At 68.3% G+C, this 26,074-nt stretch carries 25 protein-coding genes; 19 read left to right on the forward strand and 6 right to left on the reverse strand.

Annotated elements, in window-relative coordinates; all coding sequences use genetic code 11:
* Nucleotides 1–53: 53 nt before the first annotated feature.
* Nucleotides 54–839 (forward strand): 3-hydroxybutyrate dehydrogenase, encoded by a 786-nt coding sequence (locus NPJ82_RS04495; RefSeq protein ID WP_342658957.1) that lies wholly within the window; start codon nucleotides 54–56, stop codon nucleotides 837–839.
* The gene (locus NPJ82_RS04500) at nucleotides 836–1,429 is read left to right on the forward strand and encodes a DUF4893 domain-containing protein (protein ID WP_342658481.1); all 594 of its coding nucleotides are present in this window, start codon (nucleotides 836–838) and stop codon (nucleotides 1,427–1,429) included. Before NPJ82_RS04495 ends, NPJ82_RS04500 begins: the two co-directional genes overlap by 4 nt.
* Here NPJ82_RS04500 and NPJ82_RS04505 read toward each other — a convergent pair.
* Nucleotides 1,384–2,007, reverse strand: a complete 624-nt coding sequence (locus NPJ82_RS04505) for a hypothetical protein (protein ID WP_342658482.1) — start codon at nucleotides 2,005–2,007, stop codon at nucleotides 1,384–1,386. The two genes, NPJ82_RS04500 and NPJ82_RS04505, sit on opposite strands and share 46 nt — an antisense overlap.
* A gap of 6 nt (nucleotides 2,008–2,013) precedes the next feature.
* The gene (locus tag NPJ82_RS04510; RefSeq protein ID WP_112382207.1) at nucleotides 2,014–2,973 is read right to left on the reverse strand and encodes a cation diffusion facilitator family transporter; all 960 of its coding nucleotides are present in this window, start codon (nucleotides 2,971–2,973) and stop codon (nucleotides 2,014–2,016) included.
* Between the two features lie 123 nt (nucleotides 2,974–3,096).
* On the opposite strand from NPJ82_RS04510, the gene NPJ82_RS04515 reads away from it, so the two are divergent.
* The 3 genes from NPJ82_RS04515 (at nucleotide 3,097) to NPJ82_RS04525 (ending at nucleotide 5,768) form a co-directional block, all read left to right on the forward strand.
* A complete protein-coding gene (locus NPJ82_RS04515) occupies nucleotides 3,097–4,500 on the forward strand; it encodes a nitronate monooxygenase (protein ID WP_342658483.1) in 1,404 nt (467 codons plus the stop codon).
* 76 nt (nucleotides 4,501–4,576) lie between these two features.
* Nucleotides 4,577–5,041, forward strand: coding sequence for a hypothetical protein (locus NPJ82_RS04520; protein WP_342658484.1), 465 nt, complete (start codon nucleotides 4,577–4,579; stop codon nucleotides 5,039–5,041).
* A gap of 91 nt (nucleotides 5,042–5,132) precedes the next feature.
* Entirely contained in the window at nucleotides 5,133–5,768 is a 636-nt protein-coding gene (locus NPJ82_RS04525) for a DUF4893 domain-containing protein (RefSeq protein ID WP_342658485.1), read from the forward strand.
* A gap of 199 nt (nucleotides 5,769–5,967) precedes the next feature.
* Here NPJ82_RS04525 and NPJ82_RS04530 read toward each other — a convergent pair whose 3' ends face one another.
* Nucleotides 5,968–6,159: a hypothetical protein gene (locus tag NPJ82_RS04530; RefSeq protein WP_112382211.1), complete on the reverse strand. Its 192-nt coding sequence runs from the start codon at nucleotides 6,157–6,159 to the stop codon at nucleotides 5,968–5,970.
* Nucleotides 6,160–6,254: 95 nt separating this feature from the next.
* Nucleotides 6,255–7,253, reverse strand: a complete 999-nt coding sequence (locus tag NPJ82_RS04535) for a D-glycerate dehydrogenase (RefSeq protein WP_342658958.1) — start codon at nucleotides 7,251–7,253, stop codon at nucleotides 6,255–6,257.
* Between the two features lie 100 nt (nucleotides 7,254–7,353).
* Between NPJ82_RS04535 and NPJ82_RS04540 the strand changes: the two genes are divergently transcribed.
* A complete protein-coding gene (locus NPJ82_RS04540; protein ID WP_342658486.1) occupies nucleotides 7,354–7,854 on the forward strand; it encodes an SH3 domain-containing protein in 501 nt (166 codons plus the stop codon).
* Between the two features lie 7 nt (nucleotides 7,855–7,861).
* Here the strand turns inward: NPJ82_RS04540 and NPJ82_RS04545 are convergent, their stop codons facing one another.
* The gene (locus NPJ82_RS04545) at nucleotides 7,862–9,046 is read right to left on the reverse strand and encodes an acetyl-CoA C-acyltransferase (protein WP_342658487.1); all 1,185 of its coding nucleotides are present in this window, start codon (nucleotides 9,044–9,046) and stop codon (nucleotides 7,862–7,864) included.
* A 133-nt stretch (nucleotides 9,047–9,179) separates the two neighbouring features.
* Between NPJ82_RS04545 and NPJ82_RS04550 the strand changes: the two genes are divergently transcribed.
* The 9 genes from NPJ82_RS04550 to NPJ82_RS04590 all read left to right on the forward strand — a co-directional run bounded on the left by NPJ82_RS04550 (nucleotide 9,180) and on the right by NPJ82_RS04590 (nucleotide 22,884).
* Nucleotides 9,180–9,419, forward strand: a complete 240-nt coding sequence (locus NPJ82_RS04550) for a hypothetical protein (RefSeq protein WP_249042530.1) — start codon at nucleotides 9,180–9,182, stop codon at nucleotides 9,417–9,419.
* Nucleotides 9,412–10,143, forward strand: a complete 732-nt coding sequence (locus NPJ82_RS04555; protein WP_342658488.1) for an A24 family peptidase — start codon at nucleotides 9,412–9,414, stop codon at nucleotides 10,141–10,143. The genes NPJ82_RS04550 and NPJ82_RS04555 overlap by 8 nt, the downstream gene beginning before the upstream one ends.
* A complete protein-coding gene (locus NPJ82_RS04560; protein ID WP_342658489.1) occupies nucleotides 10,140–10,556 on the forward strand; it encodes a hypothetical protein in 417 nt (138 codons plus the stop codon). The genes NPJ82_RS04555 and NPJ82_RS04560 overlap by 4 nt, the downstream gene beginning before the upstream one ends.
* 95 nt (nucleotides 10,557–10,651) lie before the next feature.
* Complete coding sequence (locus tag NPJ82_RS04565) at nucleotides 10,652–12,850, forward strand: BamA/TamA family outer membrane protein (protein ID WP_342658490.1); 2,199 nt, start codon at nucleotides 10,652–10,654, stop codon at nucleotides 12,848–12,850.
* Complete coding sequence (locus NPJ82_RS04570; RefSeq protein WP_342658491.1) at nucleotides 12,850–17,088, forward strand: translocation/assembly module TamB domain-containing protein; 4,239 nt, start codon at nucleotides 12,850–12,852, stop codon at nucleotides 17,086–17,088. Before NPJ82_RS04565 ends, NPJ82_RS04570 begins: the two co-directional genes overlap by 1 nt.
* Before the next feature lie 110 nt (nucleotides 17,089–17,198).
* The gene (gene argE, locus NPJ82_RS04575) at nucleotides 17,199–18,368 is read left to right on the forward strand and encodes an acetylornithine deacetylase (protein WP_342658492.1); all 1,170 of its coding nucleotides are present in this window, start codon (nucleotides 17,199–17,201) and stop codon (nucleotides 18,366–18,368) included.
* A 315-nt stretch (nucleotides 18,369–18,683) separates the two neighbouring features.
* Nucleotides 18,684–20,018, forward strand: coding sequence for an EAL domain-containing protein (locus tag NPJ82_RS04580; protein ID WP_342658493.1), 1,335 nt, complete (start codon nucleotides 18,684–18,686; stop codon nucleotides 20,016–20,018).
* A gap of 784 nt (nucleotides 20,019–20,802) precedes the next feature.
* Complete coding sequence (locus NPJ82_RS04585; protein ID WP_342658494.1) at nucleotides 20,803–22,434, forward strand: ATP-binding protein; 1,632 nt, start codon at nucleotides 20,803–20,805, stop codon at nucleotides 22,432–22,434.
* A 63-nt stretch (nucleotides 22,435–22,497) separates the two neighbouring features.
* Complete coding sequence (locus NPJ82_RS04590) at nucleotides 22,498–22,884, forward strand: response regulator (RefSeq protein ID WP_112382220.1); 387 nt, start codon at nucleotides 22,498–22,500, stop codon at nucleotides 22,882–22,884.
* A 4-nt stretch (nucleotides 22,885–22,888) separates the two neighbouring features.
* Here NPJ82_RS04590 and NPJ82_RS04595 read toward each other — a convergent pair whose 3' ends face one another.
* On the reverse strand, nucleotides 22,889–23,725 hold the full coding sequence (locus NPJ82_RS04595) for a class I SAM-dependent methyltransferase (RefSeq protein WP_342658495.1): 837 nt from the start codon (nucleotides 23,723–23,725) through the stop codon (nucleotides 22,889–22,891).
* 44 nt (nucleotides 23,726–23,769) lie between these two features.
* Here NPJ82_RS04595 and NPJ82_RS04600 point away from each other — a divergent pair, with 44 nt between their 5' ends.
* From NPJ82_RS04600 to NPJ82_RS04615, 4 genes are read left to right on the forward strand one after another with little or no spacing between them, the layout of a single operon-like run.
* Nucleotides 23,770–24,504 (forward strand): ComF family protein, encoded by a 735-nt coding sequence (locus tag NPJ82_RS04600; RefSeq protein ID WP_342658496.1) that lies wholly within the window; start codon nucleotides 23,770–23,772, stop codon nucleotides 24,502–24,504.
* 32 nt (nucleotides 24,505–24,536) lie between these two features.
* Complete coding sequence (grxC, locus tag NPJ82_RS04605; RefSeq protein ID WP_112382222.1) at nucleotides 24,537–24,794, forward strand: glutaredoxin 3; 258 nt, start codon at nucleotides 24,537–24,539, stop codon at nucleotides 24,792–24,794.
* Nucleotides 24,791–25,618 carry a carbon-nitrogen hydrolase family protein gene (locus NPJ82_RS04610; RefSeq protein WP_342658497.1) on the forward strand — a complete coding sequence of 276 codons (828 nt, stop codon included), beginning with the start codon at nucleotides 24,791–24,793 and terminating at the stop codon, nucleotides 25,616–25,618. The genes grxC and NPJ82_RS04610 overlap by 4 nt, the downstream gene beginning before the upstream one ends.
* Nucleotides 25,615–26,058 (forward strand): DUF1178 family protein, encoded by a 444-nt coding sequence (locus NPJ82_RS04615; RefSeq protein ID WP_342658498.1) that lies wholly within the window; start codon nucleotides 25,615–25,617, stop codon nucleotides 26,056–26,058. Before NPJ82_RS04610 ends, NPJ82_RS04615 begins: the two co-directional genes overlap by 4 nt.
* Nucleotides 26,059–26,074 lie beyond the last annotated feature (16 nt).

Here is a 26,074-nt window from a genome sequence, read left to right on the forward strand (position 1 = left end):
TGGGTTCGCGTCATGCTGATGGCGAACACAAGGCAAGGGTGAGGGGGATGAGCATGTTCCTGCAGGGCAAGACGGCGATCGTGACCGGATCGACCTCGGGGATCGGCTTTGCGATTGCCGAGGTGCTGGCCAAGGCGGGCGCGTCGGTGGTCATCAACGGCTTTGGCGAGGCGGAGGCGATCGAGGAGAAGCGCGCCCGGCTGGCGGAGGCGAGCGGGGCGGCGGCACTGTACGTGCCCGCCGACATGCGCCAGCCCGACGAGATCGCGGCGATGGTCGAGCAGGCGGTGGCCGAGACGGGATCGTGCGACATCATCGTCAACAATGCCGGCATCCAGCATGTCGCACCGATCGACACGTTCCCGGTCGACAAGTTCGACGCGATCATCGCGATCAACCTGTCGGCGGCGTGGCACATGATGCGCGTGGCGGTGCCGCACATGCGCGCTAAGGGCTGGGGGCGGATCATCTCCACCGCGTCGGCGCACAGCCAGGTCGCCAGCCCCAACAAGTCGGCCTATGTCGCGGCCAAGCACGGCGTGGTGGGGATCACCAAGACGGTGGCGCTGGAGGTGGCGATGGACGGGATCACCGTGAATTGCATCTCGCCGGGCTATGTCTGGACGCCGCTGGTCGAGCAGCAGATCCCCGACACGATGACCGCGCGCAAGCTGAGCCGCGATCAGGTGATCAACGACGTGCTGCTGGCCGCGCAGCCGACCAAGCAGTTCGTGACCTGTGAGGAGGTGGCCGCGATGGCGCTGTTTCTGTGTCGGGACGAGGCGCGTTCGATCACGGGGGCGAACCTGGCGATGGACGGGGGGTGGACCGCGGCATGAGGGGGGTGTTGGGGGCGGCGGTGCTGGTGGTGGTCGCGGGGTCGGCCGTGGCAGCGGATCGGGCGGACTGGCGGCGGGTGGCCACCAAGGAGGATCGGGGACGGTTGCGGCAGTGGCGCGACGCATGGGTCGAGGCGATGGCGCAGGTACGGGCCAGCGAACATGCCGGGGCAGCGGCCGCGCTGGGCGCGCTGGCGGATGGCGACCGGGCGCTGGCCGACCCCGCGCTGCCCGACGGCGACTATCGCTGCCGCACGATCAAGCTGGGCGCCAAGGGCATGACGCGCCTGCGCTACGTCGCCTATCCCTTCTTCGGATGCCGGGTGTCGGAGGGCGGCAGCCGGCTGGTCAAGCTGGACGGATCGCAGCGCTTCGCCGGGCGGCTTTATGCCGATACCGATGCGCGCGCGGTGTTTCTGGGGACGCTGATGCTGGCGGACGAGGCGCGGCCGCTGGCCTATGGCCGGGACCGGGCGCGCGACATGGTGGGGATCGTCGAGCGGGTCGGGCCGGCGCGCTGGCGGATCGCGATGCCCTATCCCGCCTATGAATCGCTGCTCGACGTGGTGGAGATCGTGCCGGCGGGCTGAGCCGCGGCCACCGGCGCGATCGGCGGCAGCGTGGCGAGATAGGCCCTGCCATGCTGGCCGATCGGAGTGACGCGGCCGGCATTGGCCGCGGCCACCGCCTTCAGATAGGAGCGTGGCTTGCGCATCAGCTTCGGCTGGTCGAGCCCGGTCAGGCCGAGGCGGCTGGCCGCCTCCTTGACGAAATGGATGCAGTTGCGCGTGCCGAGATCGTAGCGGCTGTCGCCGCCATCCTCGCTCCAGCCGGCGATCAGGGCCAGGATCTCGGTATATTGCGCATCGGTCATCACCACCGAGAATTGCGCGTCGCTGCCCGCGACATAGCCGGGGGTGGGGCGATCGAGGCGGCCCGCCACCGACCCGAACAACAGCGCCGGGCTGACCGAGCGGGCGGTGAAGCCGAAATAGCTGTCGACCGGCGGGCCACCGGCATCGGCCACGCCCCGCAAGCTGAAAAAGGTGTGCGGGAAACTGTTGCCGAGCTCATGGCTCCAGAAGGTGATGGTGACCGCGGCCTGCGCCGGCATCGCCGATGCCAGCCAGAGCAGCAGGGGAGCGAGCAGGCGAAGGAGCGGGCGCATGGCCCATCATATCGCAGGTCGCGGTCCGAGCGGAGGGGCATTTTCGCGCTTTTCGGGGCGAATATAGATGGACGAGAGCATCGGTACGGCAGCGCGCAGATCGTCCTCCAGATGCTCGATCAGCGTCTCCGCCTCGCCCATGGGCAGGTCGTCGACGAAATCGGCGCTGATCGCGGCGAAGATGCTGTCGGGCGCGGTATGGACGGTGCGGACATGGTTGACGTGCGTGATCCACGGCTGCGCATCGACCAGCGCACGGATGCGCTCAACGGTGACCGGATCGGCGCGCTCCCCGATCAGCAGCCCCTTGGCCTCGCGGGCGAGCAGCACCGCGACCGCGGCAAGGATCAGGCCGATCAGGACGGAGGCGACGCCGTCGATCCGCGGATCGGCATAGGCATGGCTGGCCCAGACGCCGATGCCGGCGATGACGAGGCCGGCCAGCGCGGCCGAATCCTCGAACAGCACGATGAAGCCGGCGGGGTCCTTGGACTGGTGGATCGCGCGCCACCAGCCGGTATCGCCCTTGGCCTTGGCGAACTCGCGCACCGCGATCGTCCAGGACGCACCCTCCAGCAGAAAGGCGATGACAAGGACGATGTAGTTGACGGTGGGGTCGCGCAACGGCTCTGGCGTGCGGATGTGGCGCACCCCTTCATAGATCGACACGCCGGCGCCGATCGCGAAGATCAGGATCGCGACGACGAAGGCCCAGAAATACAGCTCGCGCCCATAGCCGAAGGGGTGAACGATATCGGGGGCGCGGCGGGCCTTTTTCTGGCCATAGAGCAGCAGTACCTGATTGCCGCTGTCGACGACCGAATGGACGCCCTCCGTCAACATGGAGGATGATCCGGTGATCCCGGCGGCCACGAACTTGGCGATGCCGATCCCCAGATTGGCGGCCAAGGCGCCGAACAGGACGATGTTCTCGCGGATGCGGGCGGTCAGGCCGGTGTCGGACATGGGAGCCCAAGCGCTTGCGAGGCCTTGCGGGTTCCTGCGCCGAGCGCGGTGAGTCGCAATTCGCTCGCACGGCGCGAGGCAATCGCTATATGGGGGCTTTGCTGTCCCCCATAAGGTGTCGTCGTGTTCAAAGGCCTTAGCCCCATCCTGTATAACGGCCGCGAAGTCTGGCCGATCGTCGAAGGGGGCAAAGGTGTGGCCGCGACGAACCACGCATCCGCCGGCGCCTGGGCTGCCGCGGGCGGCATTGGCACGGTTTCCGCAGTAAATGCAGATAGTTACGATTCCGAAGGCAAGATCATCCCGCAGGTGTACCGCGCGCTGACCCGGCGCGAGCGGCACGAGGAACTGATCGAATACGCGATCGAGGGCGCGGTGCAGCAGGTCAAGCGCGCTTGGGACATTGCCGGCGGCAACGGCGCGATCAACATCAACGTGCTGTGGGAAATGGGCGGCGCGCAGCGCGTGCTGCAGGGTGTGCTGGAGCGGACAAAGGGGCTGGTCGCGGGTGTCACCTGCGGTGCGGGCATGCCGTACAAGCTGTCCGAGATCGCCGCCGAGCATCAGGTCAGCTATCTGCCGATCGTGTCCTCTGGCCGGGCGTTCCGCGCGCTGTGGAAGCGCGCCTATTCCAAGGCGGCCGAGTGGCTGGCGGGCGTGGTCTATGAGGATCCCTGGCTGGCGGGCGGGCATAACGGCCTGTCCAACGCCGAAAACCCGTTGAAGCCGGAAGATCCCTATCCCCGCGTCAAGGCGCTGCGCGAGACGATGCGCGAGGGCGGCATTTCGGACGAGGTGCCGATCGTGATGGCCGGCGGCGTCTGGTACCTGCGCGACTGGAACGACTGGATCGACAATCCCGAGTTGGGGCGCATCGCCTTCCAGTTCGGGACCCGCCCGCTGCTGACCCGCGAAAGCCCGATTCCCGAGGCGTGGAAGGCGCGGCTGATGACGATCGAGGAGGGCGACGTGCTGCTCCACCGGTTCAGCCCGACCGGCTTCTATTCGTCGGCGGTGCGCAATCCCTTCCTGCGCAACCTGGAAGCGCGGTCGGACCGGCAGATCGCCTTTTCCACGCAGGAAGCGGGCGACCATGTCTTCCAGCTCGACGTGGGCGTGAAGGGCAAGAATTTCTGGGTGACGCGCAACGACCTGCTGCGCGCGCGCGAATGGTTCGGGCATGGCTTCACCACCGCGCTGAAGACGCCGGACAATACGCTGGTCTTCGTCACGCCCGAGGAAACCAAGGAAATCCGCAAGGACCAGGCGGACTGTATGGGCTGCCTGTCGCAGTGCCTGTTTTCGAGCTGGGCGGACACCGAGACGAATTCGACCGGGCGACTGGCCGATCCGCGCAGCTTCTGCATCCAGAAGACGTTGCAGGAGATCGCGCATGGCGGGGACGTCGAAAGCAACCTGATGTTTGCCGGCCATGCCGCGTATAACTTCAAGCGCGATCCCTTCTATTCCAACGGCTTCGTGCCGTCGGTGAAGCAACTGGTCGATCGCATCCTGACCGGCGACTGATCGGCCGGGCCGCATACTGGGCATCGGGGCCGAAATCGCCTATTCTTCGTTGTAGGATGCGAAGGAGCATGATGCGATGATCGTCGGTCTCGTGGTGATGGCGTTGCAGGCGGCGAGCCCGGCCGCCGACGGCGCGCCGCCGGTCGTGGCGCCGGGCATTCGCAAGGTCTATTTCTCGCGCGGGGTGGGCGAACTCCACCCCAATCAGCGCCCGGTGCTGGACGCGCTGACGCCCGAAGGCGCCGCGTGGGCCGAGGGCACGACGCTGGTCTGCGTGCCGCTGGAAACGCGCGACGAGGCGGGGCGACAGGTCGCCTGGAACCGTTTCCGGTCCGTGCGCAACGTGCTCCAGACCGGTGGCATCGATCAGGTGGAAATGGCGGTGGCGGGGGAGGGATGCGCGATGCCGCCCGAAACCGACATGCGCTATGCCGGTTTTGCCGCGGTCGCGATCGAACCGTTTGCACAAGGCACCGCGCGCCGCCCTGATCGGCCGCAGACCGACATCGCGCCGTTCACGGATCGCCGGTCGCGCTGGTGATACGGACTACCCCGATCGCCGGGGTTGCTCTAACCATTCGTTAACGTCTGTATCGGCATCGCCGGGTTCGGTGGTGCGAAGGGGCGGGAACATGATGCGGTGGATCGGGATCGGCCTGTGCGGCGCGCTGGCGGCCTGTGGTGGCGGGCGGCATGCACCCGTGCGCCCGGCGGTGACGCCGGTCGTGACCTCGCAGGAGGAACCCGCCTGGCGCAGCACGATCAGCCCCGGCGATGCCCTGCGGCTGGAAGGACTTCCGGCCCGGTGGGCGGCGGCACAGGCCGGGCTGGAGCGACGCGGCCGGGCGACGGTGGCGAGCGAGGGCGACCTGTTGCGCGGCGATGCGGCTTTGGACCATGCCGCCCTGCCACCCGGATCGTACAAATGCCGATTGCTGGTAATGAGCGGGCGGGTGGTGCGGAGTTTTCCGGCTTTCTTCTGCTATGTCGGCAGCGAGGATGGCGAGCGGCTGAGCTTCACCAAGCAGACGGGGAGCGCATTGCCGGGCGGGTGGCTCTATCCCGATGGCACGAAGCGCTATGTGTTCATGGGGGCGCGCCAGAAACAGGCGGGCGACGGATCGCTCGGCTATGGCGAGGATCCGGAGCGCGACCTGTTCGGCGTGGTCGAGCGGATCGGGCCGTTTCGCTGGCGGCTGGTGCTACCGGGCGAGGACCTGCAGGTCTATGAATTGACGCCGGTGCCGGTCGAGCAGCAGGCGAAATAAGAGGCCCGACGTCAGTAGCCCTTATCGAGCACTTTCATCCAATCCGTTCGTGTCCAGTAGCTCCAAAGGAGCGTATCGGGACATCGCGGCCATGGGCGGCAACATGCCTCTCGATACACCATCTCGATATGCGGCCTTGCCGCTACCCGGTGGCTACTCGACACGAACGGTTGGTCGGATCAGGCTGACGCCTTTCCGTTTAGTCTGCGACGGTGCCGATCACGGCGCCCGCGGCACCACCGGCGGCGGCACCCTTTTCCACGCTGTTACCCGTGGCGGCGGCGACGCCCGCACCACCGGCGCCACCGATCGCAGCGCCGCGCAGCGTCGAGCAGGCGGACATGGAGAGGGCGGACGCGGCAAGCGCCACGCAAAGCGCGACTTTCTTCATGGTTGGAAGCTCCTGTTGCGGTAAATTGCAACAGGCCAATGCAGCAGGGCTGCAATCGGTTCCGATCAGTGAATTGATCTGGATCAAAACTTTGTTCAGGCCCAGCCGTCGAGAACCTGATCGGGCGGGCGATGGCCATCGGCCCACATGCGGATATTGGCGATCACCTTTTCGCCCGACGCGACGCGCCCTTCGAGCGTTGCCGAGCCCATGTGCGGGATCATCACCACATTGGGCAGCGCCAGCAGGCGCGGGTCGATCTGCGGTTCATGGCGCCACACGTCCAGCCCGGCCCCGGCAAGGCGACCGCCCTCCAGCGCATCGACCATCGCCTCCTCGTCGACGATGCCGCCGCGGCTGGCGTTGATGAGATAGACATGGGACCGCATCAGGCCGATGCGGCGACGATCGATCAGGTCGCGGCTGTCGGCATTGAGGGGCGTGTGGATGGTGACGATGTCGGCGATCGCCAGCATCTCGTCGAGATCGGGGTGCCAGGTGGCGCCCAGTTCGTCCTCGATGCTGCGCGGCAGGCGGCGGCGATTATGGTAATGGATCGACAGGCCGAAGGCGCGGGCGCGGCGCGCGACCGCCTGGCCGATGCGGCCCATGCCGACGATGCCCAGCGCCTTGCCGCCGATACGGTGGCCGAGCATGCCGCCGGGGCTCCACCCCTTCCACTCGCCCGACCGGACCAGCTTCTCGCCCTCCGCCAGCCGGCGGGGGACCGAGACGATCAGCGCCATGGTCATGTCCGCGGTATCCTCGGTCAGGACGCCGGGGGTGTTGGTGACGATGATGTCGCGCGCGCGGGCGGCGGCAAGATCGATATGGTTCACGCCCGCGCCGAAATTGGCGATCAGGCGCAGGCGCGGGCCGGCGCGGGCGATCAGGTCGGCATCGATCACGTCGGTGACGGTGGGGACCAGCACGTCGCACGCGGCGACGGCGGCGACCAGTTCGTCCGTGGTCATCCGGGCGTCGCCGCGGCTCAGCCTGGCGTCGAACAGCGCGGTCATCCGGTCGGCCACCGCATCGGGCAGTTCGCGGGTGACGATGACCCGGGGATGGGGGCAGCGGCGCGTGTCGGACATGACGCCGGATTGAGCCATGCGCCCGCCAACGTCAACGGTGGTTGATGGAGCCGGGCGGCTCGGCGTAGAGCGCGGATAGACGACTGGGGGCTGATTGACGATGCGCAGGTGGATCGCGGGTGCCGTGGCGGCACTGGTGTTGGCGGGGGTGATGCCGGACCATGCCGGGGCGGCCGATGCCCCGGGCAAGCGGGCGCTGCCCTATTATGCCTCGATCGGGGCGGGGCAGGCGCGGATGCGCACCGGGCCGGCGCGCAGCTATCCGGCCAGCTGGCTGTACCGGCGTGTCGACCTGCCGGTGAAGGTGGTGGCGGTGTTCAAGGAATGGCGCCGCGTGCAGGACCCGGACGGTACCGAGGGCTGGATGCTGGCCGCGCTGCTGCGCGATACCCGCACCGCGATCGTGCGCGGAACGGAGCCGGCGCCGATGTATGCCCGGCCGAGCGACGGCGCCAGCATCGCGTGGCGCGCGGCGCCAGGCGTGGTCGGGCGGCTGAGCGCGTGCGGCGGCGGCTGGTGCCGGTTCGACGTGAAGGGGCAGGCGGGCTATGTCACCGTCGACCGGCTCTGGGGCGTGGAGCCGGGCGAGCGCCTGCCCTGAGGCGGGGCTAGAGGCGCTCCACCGCCATCGCCGTCGCCTCGCCGCCGCCGATGCACAAGGATGCGACGCCGCGGCGTGCGCCGCGCGTCTCCAGCGCGGACAACAGGGTCGCCAGCACGCGGGCGCCGCTGGCCCCGATCGGATGGCCCAGCGCGCAGGCGCCGCCATGCACGTTCAGCCGCTCATGACCCAGGTCCAGGTCGCGCATCGCGATCATCGCGACGCAGGCGAATGCCTCGTTCACCTCGTACAGGTCGACATCGCCTGCCTGCCAGCCGGCCTTGTCCAGCGCCTTGCGCATCGCGAAGACCGGCGCGGTGGTGAAACGCGCGGGCGCATGGGCGTGCGCGGCGTGCGAGACGACGCGGGCGATCGGCGTCAGGCCAAGGCGCTCGGCGACGCTCATCCGGGTCATGACCAGTGCCGCGGCACCGTCCGAGATCGAGGACGCATTGGCCGCGGTGATCGTGCCGTCGCGCGAAAAGGCGGGCTTCAGCGTTGGGATGCGCGCAATGTCGCCGCGCGCGGGCTGCTCGTCGAGGGTGACATCCGTGTCGCCCTTGCGACCGCGCACGGTGACGGGCACGATCTCGCGGTCGAAGGCGCCGCTCTTCTGCGCGGCCTGGGCCCGTTCCAGCGAGGCGATCGCGAAGCGGTCCTGCGCCTCGCGCGTGAACTGATATTCCGCCGCGGTATCCTCGGCGAAGCTGCCCATCAGGCGGCCGGGTTCATAGGCATCCTCCAGCCCGTCGAGATACATATGGTCGTACATCGTGTCGTGGCCGATGCGCGCGCCGCCGCGATGCTTTTTCGACAGATAGGGCGCGTTCGTCATGCTCTCCATGCCGCCCGCGACGATCAGGTCCGCCGATCCGGCAGCCAACCCCTCCGCCGCCATGATCGCGGCCTGCATGCCCGATCCGCACATCTTGTTGAGGGTCGTCGCCTCGACATGGGTGCCAAGGCCGGCGCCGATCGCCGCCTGGCGGGCGGGCGCCTGTCCCAGGCCGGCGGGAAGCACGCAGCCCATCAGGATCCGCTCCACCGCGTCGGCCGCAACACCCGCGCGCCCGACCGCGCCGGCGACGGCGGCGGCTCCAAGCTCCGTCGCGGTGGCGCCTGCCAGGCAACCCTGGAACGAGCCCATGGGCGTGCGGGCATAGGACAGGATCACGACGGGATCGGTGGACATGCTTCTCTCCAGAGGACTCTGTTTTTTCGGGAGCGACATAGGGCGCCAAGGGGCCGGGGGATAGAGGCGGTCGATCCCGCGTTGAGGAACCTCGCTTTAGCAGAGGGATGCCGGCGCGATCATGGAAACGTTGATGACCACGCTGAAATGGGCGGCGGCCTTGTCGGGCATCTTGGCCGCCTTCATGGTGTCGCTGGATTTCGGGCGGCGGGTGACGGGATGGGGATTCGTGATCTTTACCGCGTCGTCGATCTGCTGGATCAGCGGGGCAATCCTGTCGCAGGATTGGGCGCTGGGCACGCAGAATGTGGTGCTGTTCGGAATCAACCTGCTGGGGGTGTATCGGTATCTATGGCGGATGGTCGGTGACTGAGGCAGCCATCGCGCTCGGCCTGTTGGGCGCGATCCTGGGCAGTTTCATCGCGGCGCTGGTGATCCGGTGGCCGGAGGGACGATCGATCGCCACCGGGCGCTCCGCCTGCGACGGATGCGGCGTGACGCTGCGTGCGCGCGAGCTGGTGCCGATCGTCAGCGCCTGTATCCAGCGGGGCCGGTGTCGCCGCTGCGGCACGAAGATCGATCCGGTTCATTGGCGGATCGAGGGGCTGGGGCTGGCGATCGGCCTGTCCGCCGGCTGGGTGGCCGGCTGGCCGGGCATGGCGGGGGCCGTATTCGGATGGCTGTTGCTGGCGCTGGGCGCGCTGGACCTGCGCGCCTTCTGGTTGCCCGACCGGCTGACCGGGCCGTTGGCGGTGCTCGGGCTGGTCGCCGGCCTGCCGGCGCTCACCGACCGGATCATCGGCGGGGTGGCGGGGTTCGGCGCGTTGTGGGCGATCGCCTTTGCCTATCGGCACGTTCGTGGACGCGAAGGGCTGGGCGGCGGCGACCCCAAGCTGCTGGGGGCGATCGGATTGTGGCTGGGGTGGCGGATGTTGCCGCCGGTCCTGCTGGCGGCGAGCCTGTTGGGGCTGGCCGTCGTGCTGGTCCGGATGCTGCGCGGACACACGGTGCGGGCAAGCGATGCGGTGCCGCTGGGCGTGCTGCTTGCCGCGGCGGCTTACCCGGCCTGGCTGCTGATGGTAGAAGGGGGGCCATGATCGCGATCCTTGCCGCCGCTTTCGCCCCGTTCGCCGAGCCCACGCTGGGCACGCTGCCGGCACAGGCGCTGCCCAGCACCGGCTGTGCCGCCTATCTGTGGAGCCCGTCCGACCGCCGCTTCGTCGGCATGGCCGAGCCGGGGCGGCTGCGCATCGTGCTGGACGGCAAGCCGGTCGATCTGGCCGCCGCGAGTGCGACAGGCATGGCGGGCCTGGGGCTGGCCGCGACGACGGTGTACCAGACCGGTGGCACGACCGCGACGCTGGACCTGACGGTGCAGCCGCGCGCGGACCTGACCGGTGGTGCGCTGGTGTCCGCCGCGACGCTGCGGCTGGAGCGCGAGGGGCAGGACGGACTGGTCGCGCCGCTGGCCGGGCTGGTCGGCTGTGCCGCCGATAGGGCCGGATCGTGACCGAGTGAAACCAACACAGACCCGAAACGTTACGGGTCAAGGTGGGGTTCAAACCGAACACGGGTCCCCCGCAGCGGAAAGGGGACTTCGTTCGCGTGGCAGTACTTCATGGCCGGCAATATTGGTTGGCGTTCGCTCTGGCGGCCGTGTCTCCCGCTTCAGCGCAGATCGCTCAGCCCGGTAGTGCGCCCGCGCAAGGCCCCGATGCACCGCGCGCCGATGATCAGGAAGCGGACCCCCAGGGGAATGCGCCGATCGTCCCGGAATCCGAATTCGATGCCGCGCTGCCGCCGCTGAGCGGCGACATCAATGCGCCGCTGGAGCCGATGATCCAGAATGCTCCGGCGCAGCCCGCCGCCTCCGGCACGGCGACCCGCCCGACCACGCAGCCGCTGCCGCCGGCGAACGGCGCCGCAGCGCCGCAGGTTGGCGACACGCTGGGCGCGCCCACCCCCGAGGATCCGGTGCTGGCCCAGCCGCTGGAGCCGCTCGCGACCTTTGACACCACCCCGCTGCAGACCGCCGCCGATGTGAAGGACACCGACCAGCCCGAGATCCGCTACGAAACCGCGGTCCGGGGGCTGGAGCCGCTGAACCTGGAGGACGAGTTCAAGTCGCTGTCGGCGCTGCGCGAGGGCGGTGGCAAGGCGGCGAATGCCACGCAGGTATCGGCGCGGGCCCGCGAGGACGAGCAGCTGGCGATCCGCCTGATGCGCAGCCTGGGCTATTATGACGCCACCGCGATCTCGACGGTGGAGCAGGTGCCGGGCGAGGATGGCAAGGCCGGCCGCCTGCGCGCGGTGGTCACCGCGACTCCGGGGCGGCTGTATCGCCTGTCGTCGGTGACGATCAACGCCGAGCCGACCACGCCGCCGGACCTGATCCGCAGCAACCTGCCGCTGAAGGTGGGCGACCCGATCGAGGCGGCCCGCGTCCAGGGCGCGGAAGCCAATGTCAGCCTGGTCCTGCCGCAGCGGGGCTATCCCTTCGCCAAGGTCGGCGAGCGCGACATCCTGCTGGAAGACGAGAGCCCCGAGCCGACCGGTGCCTATACGCTGCCGGTGGAAACCGGGCCGCGATCGTCGTTCGGCCAGTTGACGACCAGCGGCGACCCGGTGTTCGATCTGGAGCATCTGAACGTCTTCCCGCGCTTCAAGCAGGGTGATCTGTACGATTCGCGCCTGACCGACGACCTGCGCGAGGCCCTGATCGCGACCAGCCTGTTCCAGACGGTGTCCGTCCAGCCGCAGCGAACCGGCCGGATGAACCCGGACGGGACCGAGCAGATCGACCTGATGGTGAACCAGAGCAAGGGGCCTGCCCGGTCGCTGGGCGGCTCGGCCGGGTATCAGGTCGGACAGGGCATCCGGGTCGAGGGGACGTGGACGCATCGCAACCTCTTCCCACAGGAGGGCGCGCTGATCGCCAGCGTCGTCGCCGGTACGCAGGAACAGGGTGCGAGCGGCACGTTCCGCCGTTCCAACGCGGGGCGCCGCGACCGGACCTTTACCGCCGTCGCCTCCGCCAGCCGGCTGAATTACGACGCGTTCGACGCCTTTATCGGCACGCTGTCGGCACGGTGGAGCTATGATTCGACCCCGATCTGGCAGAAGCCGTTCACCTATAGCTACGGCGTCGAACTGACCGGCACCAACGAGAGCGTGTATGATTTCGCGCGTGGCGAGCGGCGGCGTGGCACCTATGGCATCGCGGCCCTGCCCGGACAGGTGGTGTGGGATCGGTCCGACAGCCTGTTGAACCCGGCCAAGGGCTTCCGCCTGAAGCTGAACCTCAGCCCGGAAACGTCGGTGCGCGGCGCGGTGCGCCCCTATGGCCGCAGCATGGTGGAAGGCACCTTCTACTACCCCGCGACCAGCAGCATCGTGATCGCCGGGCGCGCGCGCGCCGGATCGATCTTCGGCATCGACCGCGACGACCTGGCGCCGTCGCGGCGTTATTATGGCGGCGGCGGCGGATCGGTGCGCGGTTACGGCTTCCAGCGGCTCGGGCCGCTCGATCCGGACGGCAATCCGGTCGGCGGGCGCTCCTTGAACGAATTCGCGCTGGAGGCGCGCTACCGCTTCGGCAATTTCGGCATCGTGCCCTTTATCGATGCCGGCAACAGCTATGAAAGCACGCTGCCCTCCTTCTCCGACCTGCGCTTCGGTGCGGGTATCGGCGGGCGCTTCTATACCAATTTCGGGCCGATGCGCGTCGACGTGGCGACCCCGCTGAACAAGCGACCGGGAGACGGCAGAATCGCGCTCTATATCTCGATCGGGCAGGCCTTCTGATGACGGACGAACGGACCATGGCCGAGCCGCAGCCGGACAACGCGCATCAGGCGCCGGTGCCTGCCAAGCGCCCCTTGTGGCAGCGCGTGCTGAAATGGATCGGCATCGCCATCCTGTCGATCGTCGCCCTGCTGGCGATCATCGTGTTCGGGATCAACACCGATCCCGGCCGGCGCTTCGTGGCGGACCAGTTGGGCGGGTACACGACCGCATCCGGGCTGAACATCAAGGTCGGGCGGATCGACGGGTCGCTTTATGGCCGCATGACGCTGTCCGACCTGAGGGTCAGCGATCCCAAGGGCGTGTTCCTGTCCAGCCCGCGGCTGGAGGTGGACTGGCGCCCGTTTGCCTTTGCGAACAACCATGTCGATGTGCGCAGCCTGTCGGCCGGTCTCGTCACGCTGGCGCGCCAGCCCGAGCTGAAGCCGACGCCGAGCGACCCCAATGCGCCGCTGCTGCCCGATCTCGACATCGACGTGAACCGTTTGCGGATCGCGCGCTTCGTGATCGAGCCGGCGGTGACCGGCCAGCGCCATGTGCTGGGCATCGACAGCGCGGTCCATATCGCGGACCGGCGTGCGCAGATTCAGGCCTCTGCCAACGCGCTGCGCGGGCAGGGCGTCGCGGGCGGCGACTCGCTGCGCCTGATCCTCGATGCGGTACCCGATCAGGACAAGCTGAGCGTCGATGTGAAGCTGTCCGCGCCGGTGGGCGGCGTGGTGGCGTCGATGGCCTCGCTGAAGGCGCCGCTGAACGTGTCGGTGGACGGCGCGGGCGGCTGGAAGTCGTGGAACGGTCGCGCGCTGGCGACGCTGGGCGGGGGTGAACTCGCCAATCTGCGGGTTGCGGCACGCGACGGACATATCGAAGTTCGCGGACAGACGCGGCCCGGCCTGTATCTGGAAGGGCCGGTCGAACGGCTGACCGCGCCTGCGTTGCAGGTGGCGATCGATACCACGTTGAACGAGCGGCGGGCCGATACCCGCGCCAAGCTGCGCTCCGATGCCCTGGTGGTGGATGCGGGCGGTCTGATCGATCTCGCCAACAGCCGCTTCGGCAACTTCGCGGTCGATGCCAGGCTGCTGACGCCGGGCGCGATCGCGCCGAACCTGACCGGGCGGGACGTGCTGGCCCGCGTGGTCCTCGACGGTGCGTTCGCGACGCCGACCGTGGATTACAAGGTTCGCGCAGGCGCGATCGGCTTTGGCGAGACCAGCGTCGAGAACCTGTACGCTGAAGGTCTGGCGCGGGTGAACAGCGACCGCATCCTGGTGCCGGTCAAGGCGCGTGCGAAGCGCGTCGCTGGGCTGAACGCCGCGGTGGGCGGGCTGGCCAACAACGTCGCCATCCAGGGTGACTTCGCGATCGCGATGCCCAACATCCTGTCCGACAATCTGCGTATCCGTTCCGACAATATCGATGCGACCGCGGTGATCGTCGCGAACATGGAGACGGGCCGCTACACCGGTGCGCTGAAGGGGCGGGTGAACAACTACCGCGTGGAGAGCATCGGCATCATCAACCTGTCGACCGATGCCAATCTGGTCGCGACGCCGACGGGCTTCGGAGTGACCGGCCGGGTGGTGGCGCGTACCTCGCAGATCTTCAACGAAGGGGCACGCAGCTTCCTGGGCGGCAATGCGGCGATCCGCGCCGATGTCGGGTACAGCCCGGAAGGCATCGTCACCTTCCGCAATCTCCGGATGAACGCGCCGCAATTCCGCATCACGCAGGGGCAGGGACGGTACGATCCGGCCTCCGGCGCGGTGGCGGTGAATGCCGATGCCTATTCCACCCAATATGGCCCGCTGTTCGCGCGGGTGACGGGATCGCAGACCAATCCGGTGGTGGTGCTGCGCGCGCCGCGGCCGGGGGTCGGCGTGGGTCTGGTCGACCTCAATGCGCGTGTCGTGGGGCAGGGCGGTGCTTATGCGGTGAACGCCACCGGCGGCACCAATTACGGCCCGTTCACCGCGGACGTGCTGGTGCGGCCCGGCAATCAACTGGCGGTCGACGTGCGCCGCGTGCTGTTCGCGGGGATCACCGCCAATGGCCGCATCGTGCAGAGCCCGCGCGGGCCCTTTGCGGGCGGGCTGCAATTCGCCGGTCAGGGCATCTCCGGTCAGGTGCGTCTCGCCGATCAGGGCGGCAACCAGCGCGCCGACGTGAATGCGCGTGCCTATAATGCGCGCGTGCCCGGCATGGTCGATTTCACCATCGGTCGCGCGCTGGCCAATGCCAGCATCGTCATGCTGCCCTCCGCCCCGCAGGTCGTGGCCGATGTGCAGCTCGGCGATACGCGCTACGGCCCGACGGTGATCGAGGCGGCACGGGCCAAGGTGAACTATACCGGCGGGCGCGGCACGGCGCAGGCGCTGCTGACCGGATCGAGCGGCGTGCCGTTCCGGGTGGCGGCCAATGCGCAGCTTTCGCCGAACCAGTATCTGGTGGCGTTGCAGGGGCTGGCGAACGGAATCAATTTCCGCACCGCCAATCCGGCCCGCATCACCAATGCGAACGGTACCTATCGCCTGGCGCCGACGCAGATCACGTTCGACCAGGGATCGGCGCGTCTCGCCGGCTCCTATGGCGCGGCAACCCAGGCGCAGGTGCGGCTGGACCGGATGAACCTGGCGGTGCTCAGCGCCTTCATGCCCAATCTGGGCATCTCCGGGCAGGCGACCGGCAGCCTGGACTATGCACAGGCGAGCGGGGCGACCTTCCCGACCGCCGATGCACGACTGACGATCAGCGACTTCCAGCGTACCGGCCTTGCGGCGGTGTCGGAGCCGGTGGACGTGGTGTTCGCCGGTCGCCTGCTGGCCGATGGCGGCGAGGCGCGGGCGCTGGTGCGTCGCGGGCAGACCGTGGTAGGCCGCATGCTCGCCAATCTCCGCCCGCTGCCGCCGGGTGCCGGATCATGGACGGAGCGGCTGATGTCCGCGCCGCTGTCCGGCGGTATCCGCTATAATGGTCCGTCCGCCGTGTTGTTCTCGTTCGCGGCGCTGCCGGAGCAGCAACTGACCGGGCCGATCGCCATCGCGGCGGATTTCTCCGGCCGGGTGTCGGCACCGCAGCTGAACGGCCTGATCCGCGCCGACAACCTTACCTACGACAACGAAACCTATGGCACGCGCCTGTCGCAGATGCAGTTGCAGGCACGTTTCTCCAACGACCGGCTGGAGATCACCCGGATGCAGGCGCGCGCCGGCGACGGCACCGTGCAGGCGCAAGGAACGGTCGGGTTGGCGGCGGACAGCGGCTATCCGATCGATATCCGCGCGCAGCTGAACAACGCCCGGCTGGCGAACAGCGATGCGCTGGCGGCTACCACCAGCGGCACGATCCGGTTGACCCACGGGCGCGACGGCGGGCTGATCCAGGGCGACCTGACCGTGCCCAACGCACGGTATGAGATCATCCGCCAGGGGCAGGCCGAGGTGCCCGAGCTGACCGGCATCCGCCGCCGCTCCGAACTGCGCCCCGGACGCCCCACCGACCGTCCCGCCGCCGCCCCCGTCGGCCTGTTCAAGCTCGACATCCGCGTCCGCGCCGACAACCAGCTGTTCGTCTCCGGCATGGGCCTCGAGTCCGAATGGGAAATGGACCTGCGCGTGGGCGGCACCAGTGCGGCGCCGACGATCTCTGGCGGGCTGGACCTGGTGCGCGGCACCTACTCGTTCGCCGGCAAGCGGTTCGACGTGAACCGCGGCATCGTCCGCTTCCGCGGCGGTGCGCTGACCGATCCGGACATCAACATCCAGGCGACGACCACGACCGATGGCATCACCGCGGTCATCAACGTGACGGGCACCGGCCAGCGGCCGCAGATCGCCTTCACCTCTACACCCGCATTGCCGCAGGACGAGGTGCTGAGCCGTCTGTTGTTCGGGACCAACCCCGAGAACCTGTCGGCGACCGAGGCGATCCAGCTGGCCTCCGCGCTCAACTCGCTGCGTGGTTCGGGCGGCGGGCTGAACCCGCTGGGCAAGCTGCGCTCGGCCACCGGCTTCGACCGGCTGCGGGTGCTGGGCGGCGATGAGGCGACCGGCCGCGGCACCAGCCTGGCGGCGGGCAAATATCTGACCGACGATATCTATATCGAGATCGTCACCGATGCCCGTGGCTTCACCGCGACACAGTTGGAGATCGCGTTGACCCGGACGCTGAGCCTGTTGACCGCCACCGGCTCGTTCGGTGGATCGAGCGGGGCTCTTCGCTACTCGCGCGATTATTGACGCGAGGGGAGTGACGATGGGCGGCCGCCGGGACCATGCGGATCCGGCGGCCGTTCCATGTTGAATTGCAGCGGGTTGAGCCAGGGCGCCATGGCTGACTAAGGTGGGGGATGACCCCAGACACGCTTGCCGCCGAAGCCACCGCTGTCCTGTCGGATCTGATCGCGATCGACACCACCTCGCGCGAGTCGAACCTCGCGTTGATCGACTATGTGGAGGATCGGCTGGCGCCGCTCGGCGTGACGGGTCGGCGGGTCGGCAACGCCGATGGCTCAAAGGCGAATTACTATGCCACGCTGGGGCCTGTCGTGGAGGGCGGGGTCGTGCTGTCGGGGCATAGCGATGTGGTGCCGGTCGATGGCCAACCATGGACGAGCGACCCCTGGGTCCTGACGCAGCGGGGCGACCGCCTGTTCGGGCGGGGTACGTGCGACATGAAGGGATATCTGGCGCTGGCGCTGGCCACCGCACCGCTCGCCATGCGGCGCGGTTTGCAACGCCCGGTGCATTTGGCCTTTTCCTATGACGAGGAGGTGGGGTGCCTGGGGGCACCGGCGATGATCGGGGAGATTGCGCGGACGCTGCCCCGACCGGCGGCGGTGGTGGTGGGGGAGCCGACGAACATGGAGGTGGTCGCCGGGCACAAGGGGATCGCGACGTGGGTGGTGACCGTCACCGGCCATGAGGCGCATTCGAGCCTGACTCACCTGGGAATTTCCGCGAACATGGTCGCGGTGCGCCTGATGCAGCGGCTGGTGGATCTGGCGGAGCAAGTGGCGACCCAGGGCGATCCCGACGGGCCATTTTGTCCCCATCATGCCACCCTGACCATCGGACAGGTGCAGGGAGGAACGGCGGTCAACATCCTGGCGCGCGAATGTCGCTTCGCCTTCGATCTGCGCACGATACCGGGGCAGGATCCGGAGGCGATCCTGGCGCCCTTCCTGCGAGCCTGCGCGGAGGCAGACGCGTCGCTGCGCGCGCGCTTTCCAGGGGCAGGCGTGGAGGTGGTGCGCCGATCCCTGACCCCGAGCTTCGCGCCCGAGCAGAACGGCGCCGCCGAGACGCTGGCGCGCCGGTTGGCAGGCGATAACGGACCGGTGCGGGCGGTACCCTATGCCGCGGAGGCGGGGCAGTTCCAGCAGGCGGGATTTTCAACGATCATCTGCGGCCCAGGCTCGATCGAGCAGGCGCATCAGCCGGACGAATATATCGAGATCGCTCAGATGCAGCGGGGCGCGGCGTTCATGCTGCGCCTGATCGACGCGCTGCGCGCCTGACACCGATAGCGCCGGGCGGCATGCAGGTGGCCCGGTGCACCATGCCCCCGCACCGCGAGCGCATGTTCACCGGACCGGGTACCGCTTACCAGGGGCGGATGGTCTCGCCGTGGATCAGCGCCAGAATGAACTTCAGCATTTTGCTTTCTCCTCATTGGCACCCCCGGAAGAGGTGCCCCTATCTATTAAGAGAAAATTAACCACCCGACAACGCAGTTAAGAACCCATTAACCATCTTTGTTGCGGGCGTTTAATGCGGAATTCGGGTGGGATCCTTAACCCAATCTTCAAGGCGCGACGCGTAGCGGTGGAGGCGTGAAGCGCAGCCCGTCCTCCCTGTCCCGGCTCGATCCGGCGTCGATCCCGCCCGAAGACGAGGGGGAAATCGGCTTTCCCCCTGTCGGAGCGGGCAAGCGATTCCAGTTCCTGATCCTGGTCGAGATCGTCAACTTCGCCATTTTGCGCCGCCATGTCGGACGCCAGCGGTGCGATGTTTTGATGGCCGATGTCGCCGAACGGGCGTTGCTGGCGATCGATGGCGCCCAGGTGCGTGTGCTGGGGCCGACGCAAGTGGAGATCGTCGCGTTCGGCGAGGACCGCGACGTGCTGGCCGCCATGCTGGACGTGCTGACCGCGCTGTTCGATTCGCCCGTGGACATCGATGGCGAGCGATATGCGCTGGATGTGGCACTGGGGGCCACCGCGGCCTCCATGCCGCACCATGACGATGTGCGGATGATCGAGGAGGCCGAGCAGGCGCTGGCCGATGCCCGGATCGAGCGTCGCCCGGTGGAACGCGACCTGCCGGTGGAAACGGCACGAATCGATCGGATCGCCCTGGCGCGCGACCTGCACGTCGCCATCGGCCGCTCGGACGAATTGTTTCTGCAATATCAGCCCAAGGTTCATGTCCGGCGCCAGCAGATCGCCAGCGTCGAGGCATTGATCCGGTGGCGGCATCCGACGCGCGGTCTAGTGCTGCCGGGCGACTTCATTCCCATCGCCGAAGATTCGCGCGATATCGTCGCGCTGACGCTGTGGACGCTGCGCCAGGTCATCACCGATCAGAAGACGATGGCGGCACGCGGCTATGACGTGCCCGTCTTCATCAACATCGCAGGCGTGTTGCTGAGCGATACGCGCTTCGTGGCCGAAGCCTGCACTCTGGTGCAGCATGGCGGCGCGAAGATCGGGTTCGAGATCACCGAAACCTCGGTGATCCGCGATCCGGAAAGCGCGATCGCCAATCTGAAGATCTTTGCCGAGATCGGTATCGATGTCGCCATCGACGATTACGGCGCGGGGCTGTCATCGCTGGCCTATCTGAAGCAGTTGCCGGCGTGCGAGTTGAAGATCGACAAGCTGTTCGTCACGCAACTGACCAGTTCCAACCGCGATCCCCTGATCGTGCGGTCGACCATCGATCTGGCGCACGCGCTAGAGATGGAGGTAGTCGCGGAAGGCGTGGAGACGCAGGCGGCACTGGCGCTGCTGACCGTGATGGGGTGCGACATGGTGCAGGGGTTCCTGATCAGTCGCCCGATCGGATTGGATGCCTTGCTGCAATTCTTCGACGAGGGGCGGCATCTTGCGGCCACATCCGAAGCGCGTTTGCCATTTGCCCGCTTTTCCGGGGTGCAGCGTGGCTGAAGGTGCCATTCTTCGATCGCTGACCCTTTTTCTCGTTATATTCTTCTTTCCGGCGGCTGTCGCCCAAGCCGAAACCTCGGCGGAACGCGTCGACCGCGGTATTGCAGCAGCCAAGGCGAACATGCTGCGCGATCCGGCAAGTAGCGCACGGATCGCGCAGATTGCCTCTCAAGAGGCAGTCAGTCTGACTGACCAGCGGGCGCGTGCCGTCGCGCAAGCGACTGCAATGTGGCTGCAAGCAGAAGCATATATCCGCCTCGGGCAACCTGACCGTGCGGCCTCCCCAATTTCTAATGCTTTCAAGCATGCCAAAAACATGTCCGCGAATACGAGGTTATTTGCCGACATAATGCTGACCAAAGGAGGGCTTGATTCAGCACAGGGGAGAGTGGCCGCCGCGTTGGAAAGTTATCAGGCCGCGTACCGGATATTTCACCGACTTGGTATCGAACGCAGCCAAGCCATGGCGCTCGTGCAGATCTCCATCCTGTATTTCGATGCCAAGGACTATGGTTCGTCTTTGCGGTATCTTCGCCAAGCAAGGCGGGATTATCGCGTAGATGATGCCCTATCGCTGGCCATATTAAATAATACAGCCCTTGTTCTTGAGGATGATGGTCAGCGACTGGCTGCCGTAAAACAGCTTCAGAATGCGTACCATCTGGCGGAACAGATGGGCAGCACCACATTGCAGGCACAAATACTGCGCAATCTCGCAAGAAATCAGTTGGCGAGAGAGGATTTTAGAGGAGCACGACGTTCAATTTCGCTTGCCGAAGATCTATTGCCGAAGGGAAGCGACACCGATCGGCGGTCGTTGCTCAGCGTGTCGGCGCAGGCGGCGTTGCAGCAGGGGGACTTAGCGCGGGCCGGGCAGCTGATCGGGGAGAGTTTCGCGGGCGTGGACCTGAGCAAGACCACGATCGTGCAGCGCGAGGCGCATCAGACGGCGTTCGAGACCTATCGCGCGCTGGGGGAGGCGGAGCGGGCGCTGGCGCATCTGGTGGCGCTGAAGCGGCTGGACGACGAGGCGACGAAGCTGGCGACGACGACGAGCACGGCGCTGATGGGCGCGCGGTTCGACTTCGCGAACCAGGAACTCCGCATCGCCACGCTGAAGGCCAACGACCTTCAGCGCAAGGTCCTGTTCGAGCGGGCACAGGCGCGGACGCAGCGATGGATCTTGATCGGCACGGTGGCGGCGACCGCGATCATCATCGCGCTGCTCGGCATCTGGCTGTTCACCCTGCAACGCAGCCGCAACGCGATCCGGGCGGCCAATGACGACCTGGCGGAGACGAACGCGGCGCTGGGCAAGGCGCTGGCCGCCAAGACCGAGTTCCTGGCGACCACCAGCCACGAAATCCGCACGCCCCTGAACGGCATATTGGGCATGACGGAGGTGATGCTGACCGACCGTGGCCTGTCGGCCGACCTGCGCGACCGGCTGGGGGTGGTGCATGGGGCGGGGATCACGATGCGCGCGCTGGTGGACGATATCCTGGATGTGGCGAAGATGGAGACGGGGCGGCTGACGATCGAGCAGGCGCCGTACGATCTGGAAGCGACAATCCGTGATGCCAGCCGCTTGTGGGAAGAACAGGCGGCGGCCAAGGGGTTGTCCTTCGCGCTGGCGCTGGGCGAATGTCCGCGCTGGGTGCAGGGCGATGCCGCGCGCGTCCGCCAGATCGTGTTCAACCTGTTGTCCAATGCGATGAAGTTCACCCAGGCGGGGTCGGTCGGCCTGTCCGGCTGGTGCGAAGGGGAGATGCTGCACATCCGGGTGCGCGATACCGGCATCGGCATCCCGCCCGACAAGCTGGAGGATATCTTCGAATCGTTCCGGCAGGCGGATGCCAGCACGACGCGGCGGTTCGGTGGCACCGGCCTGGGACTGGCCATCTGCCGCAATCTGGCGCGGGCGATGGGGGGCGATGTCGCGGTGGCGAGTCGGGTCGGCGAAGGCACCGATTTCACGCTGACCCTGCCGCTGGTGCGCGCCGCGGCGCCGGATGCGGTGGAAATTCCGGATGAGCGCGTGCTGCTGGTGGTCGATCGCAATCCCATCCAGCGCGCGATGTGGCGCAGCCTGTTCGCGGCGCACGGCGCGGTTGCCTTTGCCGCATCGGCGGAGGACGCGGCAACGCGGATGGCGCAGGGCCATGTCGCCGCCGTGCTGGTAGACGAGGCCAGCGTGCGCGACGAAGGCGCGGTGGAGGCGATCGCGGCCGCGGCGCGGGGCGGACCGCCCGTGGCCCTGTTGTGGCCGGCCCCCGATCCCCAGCAGATCGCCGCCTGGAAAGCCGCTGGCATAACGCAGGTGATAGCAAAGCCGGTGGCCGGCGCCGCGGTGGTCGCCGCGTTGTTCGGTCCGTCGCGTCACGGTGAGCAAGTGCTTGTCTCGCGAGCGGCTTAGCGACTACAGCCGGACCATGAACAGCCGCCACGACCCGCTGCCGGCAGGAGCCTGACGAGCGCCATGAACGTGCTCTTCATCGAGGATGACCGCATGAACCGGCGCGTGGTTCGCGACATGCTGGATGTAGCGGGCGCGAGCATGACCGAGGCGGAGGATGCCGAGCGCGGATTGGCCCTGATCGATGCGCAGGATTTCCAGGTGGTGCTGATCGACCTGCGCATGCCCGGCATGGACGGGATCACCGCGATCCGCCACATCCGCGCACGCGGCGACGCGCGCGGCCAGGTGCCGATCATCGTCGTCACCGCCGACACCGCGATCGACCTGCGCGCGCGCTGCATCGATGCGGGCGCGGACGAGGTGATCTTCAAGCCGGTGGCGATGGATCAGTTGTTCGACGCGATGGGCCGTATCCTGGCGCGCGACGCGGGCGGTATGATCCTCTGACGCTTCAGCCGGGTGGCTTGAGCGCCTGGGCGAGCGAGGTGGTAGCGCTGCCGCGGCGGGCGGGCAGCGGTTGCGAGGGATCGGGTGCCCAGCCGGTCAGGAAGACGATCCCGAACCGCTCCACGGTGCGGCCATTGTCGCCGGCATCCGCGGCAAAGGCGGCGGCAGTGGCGGCGAGCGCGCTGCGGGTGATCGCGCGCCGGTCGGCCAGCACGTTGGATGCCGCCATGCCCCGCAGATCGTCCAGCAGGCGGCCGATGTCGCGGTAGCCGACATCGAGCGTCTCGAGATCGGCGACGGGCAACGCAAAGCCGGCGCGCATCAGCAGGTCGCCGGCGGATCGCACATCGACCTGGGGGTGGAGGCGGGCGACGGGACGCTCCGCCTCACCGGCGCGCAGGGCGGCGCGCAGGCGGGGCAGGCTGCCCGCGCCGGTGAACGCGCCGAGGAACAGGCCGTCGGGGCGTAGCACGCGGCGGATCAGGGTGAGTGCGCCGGGCAGGTCGTCCAGCTGGTCGAGGACACCGGCGCTGACCACCAGATCGAAGGAGGCATCGGCAAAGGGCAGGCGATCCTCGTCCGCCTGCACGCCGCCGGCGGCGCGGGCAAAGGCGAAGCCGGGATCGACGCGAACGACGCGGGCGCCGGGCGGGGCCGCAAAGCCGGCATCGAAACAGCCGAGATCGAGAACCGCCTCGAACGACCGCTTCACCGAGCCCAGGCGCTCGGCGATGCCGTCGAGCATGGCGGCGCGCAGGAAGTCGTATTCGGCGAAATGGGATGCGGCGCGGTCGCGGCGGCGGCGGCGCGCCGCGCGGTCGAAGATGGCAGGAGCGTTCACGCGCCGGCTTGTGCGCCGATCCGGGCTCAACGACAAGCATCGGCATGGGGTGGTGGGGCAAGACGTGGCGGCGAACGGGTGCGCCGGTGGTAAGCTGGGCGCTGCCGCCGCGCTGTCCGGCATGCGGGGTAGTGGTGGAGGCGGATCACCGGCTATGCACCGCCTGTTGGTCCGGCCTGCGGTTTCTGGGCGTGCCGGCCTGTGTGGGATGCGACCGGCCGTTTTCGCATGATCGGGGCGCGGGGGCGCGGTGCGCCTCATGCATCGCCCGGCCGCCGCGGCTGGCGGGGGTGCGCGCGGTGGTGGCCTATGGGCCGGTGTCGCGGATGTTGCCGGTCAAGCTGAAGCATGGCGGGCGGATCGGGCTGGCCGAGACGATGGCGCGGTTGATGGTGGCGCGGATGCCGGCGGGGGCGGAGGTGCTGGTCCCGGTGCCGCTGCATCGTTGGCGGCTATGGTCGCGCGGGTTCAACCAGGCGGCGCTGTTGGGGCAGGCGCTGTCGCGGTTGACCGGGGTGGCGCACGAACCGGGTGCCCTGGTGCGGTGGCGGCGCACGCCCCTGCTGCGCGGACTGGGCGGCAAGGCACGCGCGCGGGTGACGCGCGGCGCCTTTCGGGTGGTGGAGCGCGCGGCGGTCGCCGGGCGGCGGGTGGTGCTGGTCGACGATGTTTATACGACCGGAGCGACCGCGGATGCGTGCGCCCGCGCGCTGCTGGCGGCGGGCGCGGCGTCGGTGACGCTGCTGTGCTGGGCGCGCGTGCTGGCAGAGGATGATTGACAAGCCCGGCCGGCATCCACACCTGTTCGTGCATGGCAAAGGTCGAAATCTACACCAAGGCGTTCTGTCCCTATTGCACACGCGCCAAGTCGCTGCTCGCCTCCAAGGGCGTCAGCCCCGAGGAGTTCGACATCACGATGGGCGGCCCGCGGCGCGCGGAGATGATCCAGCGCGCGAACGGGCGCACCACCGTGCCGCAGGTGTTCATCGACGGGCGGCATATCGGCGGCTCCGACGATCTGGCGGCGCTGGACCGGCAGGGAGGACTGGACCCGCTGCTGGCGGCATGAGGATCGGTGTCCTCCAGATGACGAGCGGGATCGATCCCGCCGTCAACGCGCGCACCGTGGCCGAGGCGGTGGCGGCGAGCCGGGCCGAGGGCGCCGCGATGGTATTCACGCCCGAAATGTCGGGGGTGCTTGACCGTGACCGGGGGCGGGCCGCGGCGGCGATCGTGGCGGAGGACGAGGACCGGGTGCTGGCCGCGACGCGCGAGGCGGCGGCGAAGCACGGCGTCTGGGTGCATCTGGGATCGCTGGCGGTGCGGCACGAGGATGGCCGCTATGCCAATCGCGGCTTCGTGATCGACGGCAGCGGTGCGGTGCGCGCGCGGTACGACAAGATGCATCTGTTCGACGTCGACCTGCCGACCGGGGAAAGCTGGCGCGAATCAGCGAGCTATGCCGGGGGCGAGGCGGCGGTCGCGGTCGACACGCCGGTCGGGCGGCTGGGCCTTGCCATCTGTTACGACCTGCGGTTTCCGGCGCTGTTCGCGGAGCTGGCGGAAGCGGGGGCGACGGTGATGAGCGTGCCCGCCGCCTTTACCCGGCCGACCGGGGCGGCGCACTGGCACGTCCTGCTCAAGGCGCGGGCGATCGAGGCGGGGGTGCATGTCGTGGCGGCGGCGCAGGCCGGGCTGCACGAGGATGGCCGCGCGACCTATGGCCATTCGCTACTGGTCGATCCCTGGGGCGAGGTGTTGCTCGATCTGGGCGAGGCGGCGGGACTGGGCTTTGCCAAGATCGACGCGGCGCGCACGGCCGAGGTGCGCGCACGCGTACCGGCCCTGTCGCATCGGCGTGCGATCCCGCCGGTGCAGGTCGTGCCGGCATGATCGTGTTCGACCTGCGCTGCGGCGGCGGCCATGTCTTCGAGGCGTGGTTCGGATCGTCGGCGGATTATGCCGCGCAGCGCGAGGCGGGGCAGGTGCGCTGCCCGTTGTGCGACGATGCGACGATCGAAAAGGCGGTGATGGCCCCGCAGATCGGCGCCAAGGGCAACCAGCGCCAGGAGCCGTCCCGGAAACCGCCATCGCCGGATACGGTGAAGGCGGCGCTGAAGATGCTGGCGGATGCGCAGGCCAAGGCGCTGGAATCCTCGACCTGGGTGGGTAGCGCCTTTGCCGAAAAGGCGCGGGCGATCCATGCCGGCGAGGCCGCCGAGACGGTGATCCATGGGCAGGCCAGCCTGGCGGAAGCCCGGGCGCTGATCGACGAGGGTGTGCCGATCGCGCCGCTGCCCCTGCCGGTGGCGCCGCCCAAGCAGTTGAACTGATCCGGCGTCGGCCTGT

Source organism: Sphingomonas sp. NY01 (genome assembly GCF_038809135.1).
Lineage (GTDB): Bacteria > Pseudomonadota > Alphaproteobacteria > Sphingomonadales > Sphingomonadaceae > Sphingomonas > Sphingomonas carotinifaciens.

Excerpts from the sequence above, each read along its gene's own strand:
- argE (WP_342658492.1), top strand. The coding sequence starts at position 17,199 with ATGACCCCAGACACGCTTGCCGCCGAAGCCACCGCTGTCCTGTCGGAT.
- NPJ82_RS04535 (WP_342658958.1), bottom strand. The coding sequence starts at position 7,253 with ATGTCCGACACGCGCCGCTGCCCCCATCCCCGGGTCATCGTCACCCGC.
- NPJ82_RS04525 (WP_342658485.1), top strand. The coding sequence starts at position 5,133 with ATGATGCGGTGGATCGGGATCGGCCTGTGCGGCGCGCTGGCGGCCTGT.
- NPJ82_RS04505 (WP_342658482.1), bottom strand. The coding sequence starts at position 2,007 with ATGCGCCCGCTCCTTCGCCTGCTCGCTCCCCTGCTGCTCTGGCTGGCA.
- NPJ82_RS04500 (WP_342658481.1), top strand. The coding sequence starts at position 836 with ATGAGGGGGGTGTTGGGGGCGGCGGTGCTGGTGGTGGTCGCGGGGTCG.
- NPJ82_RS04600 (WP_342658496.1), top strand. The coding sequence starts at position 23,770 with ATGGGGTGGTGGGGCAAGACGTGGCGGCGAACGGGTGCGCCGGTGGTA.
- NPJ82_RS04560 (WP_342658489.1), top strand. The coding sequence starts at position 10,140 with ATGATCGCGATCCTTGCCGCCGCTTTCGCCCCGTTCGCCGAGCCCACG.
- NPJ82_RS04520 (WP_342658484.1), top strand. The coding sequence starts at position 4,577 with ATGATCGTCGGTCTCGTGGTGATGGCGTTGCAGGCGGCGAGCCCGGCC.
- NPJ82_RS04495 (WP_342658957.1), top strand. The coding sequence starts at position 54 with ATGTTCCTGCAGGGCAAGACGGCGATCGTGACCGGATCGACCTCGGGG.
- NPJ82_RS04615 (WP_342658498.1), top strand. The coding sequence starts at position 25,615 with ATGATCGTGTTCGACCTGCGCTGCGGCGGCGGCCATGTCTTCGAGGCG.
- NPJ82_RS04550 (WP_249042530.1), top strand. The coding sequence starts at position 9,180 with ATGACCACGCTGAAATGGGCGGCGGCCTTGTCGGGCATCTTGGCCGCC.
- NPJ82_RS04530 (WP_112382211.1), bottom strand. The coding sequence starts at position 6,159 with ATGAAGAAAGTCGCGCTTTGCGTGGCGCTTGCCGCGTCCGCCCTCTCC.
- NPJ82_RS04570 (WP_342658491.1), top strand. The coding sequence starts at position 12,850 with ATGACGGACGAACGGACCATGGCCGAGCCGCAGCCGGACAACGCGCAT.
- NPJ82_RS04545 (WP_342658487.1), bottom strand. The coding sequence starts at position 9,046 with ATGTCCACCGATCCCGTCGTGATCCTGTCCTATGCCCGCACGCCCATG.
- grxC (WP_112382222.1), top strand. The coding sequence starts at position 24,537 with ATGGCAAAGGTCGAAATCTACACCAAGGCGTTCTGTCCCTATTGCACA.
- NPJ82_RS04590 (WP_112382220.1), top strand. The coding sequence starts at position 22,498 with ATGAACGTGCTCTTCATCGAGGATGACCGCATGAACCGGCGCGTGGTT.
- NPJ82_RS04510 (WP_112382207.1), bottom strand. The coding sequence starts at position 2,973 with ATGTCCGACACCGGCCTGACCGCCCGCATCCGCGAGAACATCGTCCTG.
- NPJ82_RS04540 (WP_342658486.1), top strand. The coding sequence starts at position 7,354 with ATGCGCAGGTGGATCGCGGGTGCCGTGGCGGCACTGGTGTTGGCGGGG.
- NPJ82_RS04610 (WP_342658497.1), top strand. The coding sequence starts at position 24,791 with ATGAGGATCGGTGTCCTCCAGATGACGAGCGGGATCGATCCCGCCGTC.